This is a genomic window from Pedobacter sp. 01N416, assembly GCF_056399685.1.
Genome location: NZ_JBFTRT010000630.1, coordinates 1 through 2,710, shown reverse-complemented (window position 1 = coordinate 2,710; position 2,710 = coordinate 1). Strand labels below are relative to the sequence as shown.

The following is a 2,710-nucleotide window of genomic DNA, read 5'->3' as shown; positions in this document are numbered from 1 at the left end:
GGTATGTCCACGGATGATGTAAAACTGGATGTCAAGGATTATCTTTTGGAAAGCGGGTTGCAGTACGTAATAATCGAACCCACCATTTACATGGAAAATATGATGGGCGCTTTCTGTGCACCTTTTGTTTCCGAAAAGAAAAAACTTGCCTATCCAACTCCTGAGCCTATGCCAATCGGTTGGATTGCCTCTAGGGACGTGAGTGCGCTAGTCGTTGAAGCTATCTACAGCGCCGATCTGACTGCGGATACTTTTCAGGTAAGCGGGCTTGAAAATCTTAAGGGAGATGAGCTTGCGGAACGCTTTTCTCAAGGTGTTAGTGAGAAGATAGATTACTACACACAGCCTGCTGAAGAGTTTAAAGGAATTTTAGCGCCATTTGTTGGTGATGCTGCAGCTGACGCGGTAGCTTCATATTACAGAGTCCTTCAGGAAAGCAATAAATATCCCCTGAAATTCAATTCTGAAATGGATAAAATATTGCAGAAGCTGCCTGTAAAGATGACATCGTTGGCCCAGTGGGCTAAAATAAACAAGGATTTTTTTATTAATAAATGTTAATATTATATGGATGCAAAAGATATTGTAGCATCATACTTTGATGCATTGGCAAAAGGCGAAATGGAGCGGGCACTTTCGTTTTTTGCCCTTGAGGCCCAATGGGACCAACCGGGCAGAAACAAATTTGCAGGAATTAAAAACAACTTGGGTGAAATTATTAAAATGTTTGAAGGCATTATGAGTGATAAATGATGGAAAATGCCGGTCTGGTAGCAGTTCCAGTTTGGTTTAGCGCCCAAAAGGAAGGCAAAACGATGAACCTTGGAGGTTTAGACCTATTTGAAATCAAAGAGGACAAGATTATCCACGTGTGGACGTTTTCAGCAGACCAGCCGGTTGACGACGAGTTTTGGGGAGAATAGCCTTTCGAATAGAACGGAGCTGACTGGAATCTTTAAGCTATGCGGCTCCGTTTAAATATTATTGTTTTAAATGAAAATTTTTCCGGCTATAAATTCTGAAGTTGTCATGCCAGTCTGAACTTTAAAAAACCTCATCAGATTGTTTGGCTCAGAGAAATTTAGATCATATGCAATTTCATTGATGGTCCTATTAGAGTGAAGGATCTGGTCCTGTATCTCAAATAACAACCGCTGTTTTAACAGCTGGCTTGCTGTTATCTGAAACTGAGCTTTTACGGCTTTATTAAGTGAAATCCTACTGACACCAAGCATCTCCGTGTAGTCTCCGATCCGCTGTTTTTCCTTAAAATGAAGTTCGATCAGGTTCTTAAACAAAAAAGGGATCTGTGTATTTCCATCAACATTTAAAGGCAGTCTGTATTGGCTGGCATATTGACGGTTCAACGATTGTAAAAGATAATATGTCAAAGATCGGATGATGTGCGAACTATCAAATTTACTGTCAATAAGCTCCGTTTTTATTTCGGCCAAAAACTTACAGTATTTTCGAAGATCCTCATGATCAATTGTAATGGTTAATGGGAAGCTGAGCTGGTAAAAATACAGCAGACGATAGGTAAACAGCTTATCTGCGAAAAAGTCGTTAAGGAATTCCTCCTGAAATATTAATGTCGTAACTTCCAGACGCTCGACATCGAGCTGCCAGTTACGCTTTTGATAGGGTGAAATGAATATGATTGAATTATCTGATATGTTTATTTGCTTCTCATTAAGCGAGACAATTCCCGATGCTTTTTTAAAAAATAGAATTTCAAAGTAATCAGTATTAAATGTTGCCTGAAGGCTATAGTCAATATCCTTTTCTGTTAATACATTCAGTAGAAAATGTACACCGCACTCGCCTTTATGGAATTTTATTGTTTTCAATTTTTTCGATCCGGTTAAAATTACTAAAATTCCTGTAACCTTTTCATCTGAACGTTTTCTCGTGTATAAGACTGGTTTCAAATAGCTCAGCTTAGTGCTCATAAAACCATTCTATCATTACTGCTGATCAATGGTTATCAAAACGCCACTTTTTAAACATGGTTTGATATCCCATAACCGACGCCTTCTATCGACCTTTGTTGCCATAGATAGAAGAATCCAAAAAAGTAAAGTTTAAGTCATGAAAAAATTATTAGTAACAGCTGTCTTGTCATTGACAGCGATAGCCTCGTTTGGACAGAAAGTGTCCGGATCAAAATCCAGCCTTCAGCTTGTAAGGAATGCTACATTGATCATTCACTATGGTGGCCACAAGATTCTGGTTGACCCCATGCTCTCTGCCAAAGGTGCAATCGAGTCATGGGCCGGTATTGCAAGAAATCCTACAGTGGATATACGGATGCCAATGCAACAAATTACAGACAATGTCGATTTAGTATTGGTCTCCCATACGCATGCTGATCACTTTGATGATGCTGCAAATAATATTTTGAAAAAATCTATAAAGATTATCAATCAGCCGGCAGATAAGGTATTCTTCAGTTCGAAAGGCTACATCAATGCCGAGACCCTTGAAAACCAGACAAAGTGGGATAATATCAGTATAGAGCGGATAAATGGGGAACATGGATCAGGCAAAGTATTGGAGATGATGGGCAAAACCTCTGGTTTTGTATTAAGTGCCAAAAATGAACCGACGATTTATATCATGGGCGATGCGATATGGACCGACCGTATCAAAGAAAATATCAAAAGGATCAAACCTGATATTATTGTGGTCAACTCAGGTGGTGCCCAGA

The 2,710-nt window shown here is 39.3% G+C and carries 5 protein-coding genes; 4 read left to right on the top strand and 1 reads right to left on the bottom strand.

All coding sequences use genetic code 11. From position 1 onward, the window contains the following. From AC1DND_RS24945 to AC1DND_RS24935, 3 genes are all read left to right on the top strand, one after another. A partial coding sequence (locus tag AC1DND_RS24945) for an NmrA family NAD(P)-binding protein (protein WP_477585246.1) occupies window positions 1-561 on the top strand: 561 nt, incomplete at its 5' end. A gap of 6 nt (window positions 562-567) precedes the next feature. Further along, window positions 568-753, top strand: a complete 186-nt coding sequence (locus AC1DND_RS24940) for a nuclear transport factor 2-like protein (protein ID WP_057934934.1) — start codon at window positions 568-570, stop codon at window positions 751-753. Further along, window positions 753-923: a hypothetical protein gene (locus tag AC1DND_RS24935; RefSeq protein WP_477585245.1), complete on the top strand. Its 171-nt coding sequence runs from the start codon at window positions 753-755 to the stop codon at window positions 921-923. The genes AC1DND_RS24940 and AC1DND_RS24935 overlap by 1 nt, the downstream gene beginning before the upstream one ends. 66 nt (window positions 924-989) lie before the next feature. Here AC1DND_RS24935 and AC1DND_RS24930 read toward each other — a convergent pair whose 3' ends face one another. Continuing rightward, entirely contained in the window at window positions 990-1,931 is a 942-nt protein-coding gene (locus tag AC1DND_RS24930; protein ID WP_245224606.1) for an AraC family transcriptional regulator, read from the bottom strand. A gap of 160 nt (window positions 1,932-2,091) precedes the next feature. On the opposite strand from AC1DND_RS24930, the gene AC1DND_RS24925 reads away from it, so the two are divergent. Continuing rightward, a partial coding sequence (locus AC1DND_RS24925; RefSeq protein ID WP_477585244.1) for an MBL fold metallo-hydrolase occupies window positions 2,092-2,710 on the top strand: 619 nt, incomplete at its 3' end.